Annotated in this window: 1 protein-coding gene; it reads right to left on the reverse strand. The window is 59.7% G+C overall.

Annotated features, from left to right (window positions below; translation table 11 throughout):
• Positions 1 to 626, reverse strand: a 626-nt coding sequence (locus J5224_RS33795; RefSeq protein WP_264629235.1) for a sigma 54-interacting transcriptional regulator, incomplete at both ends; no start/stop codon positions are given.

Genomic DNA, 626 nt, shown 5'->3' on the forward strand with positions numbered 1-626 from the left:
CGCGCAGGCAATCTCCAGCAGGTTTCTCAGTTCACGCACGTTGCCGGGGAAGTCATATCCCACCAGTTGGCGCAACAGAGCGCGGTGCAACGGCCCGACGCGTTTCTGCTGCTGTCGGCTAATCTGTACGATAAAGTGTTCGCTCAGCAGGCTGATATCATCCGGGCGTTCGCGCAGCGGCGCGATCTGCATCAGGCATTGGCATAGGCGGTGGTAGAGATCCTGACGGAAGGTGCCTTCTGCCACGCGCTGCTCCAGCGGTTGGTGCGTGGCAGCAATCAGGCGGAAATCGGAATGGCTCTCCTTGCCCGCGCCGAGCGGGCGGAAACGGTGTGTTTCCAGCACGCGCAGCAGCTTGGCCTGCATCAACGGTGGCATATCGCCGACTTCATCGAGAAACAGCGTGCCACCGTTAGCCTGTGCCACCAGTCCAACCTTGTTGCTCTGCGCGCCAGAAAACGCGCCTTTTTCGTAGCCAAACAGCTCACTTTCCACCAAATTCTCCGGAATAGCCGCACAGTTGATCGCGACGTATGGCTTATCCGCACGGTCCGAGCACTGGTGTAACAAGCGTGCCACCACGTCCTTGCCGACACCGGTTTCGCCCAGTATCAACACCGCGAGAC

Source organism: Candidatus Symbiopectobacterium sp. NZEC135 (assembly GCF_025962695.1).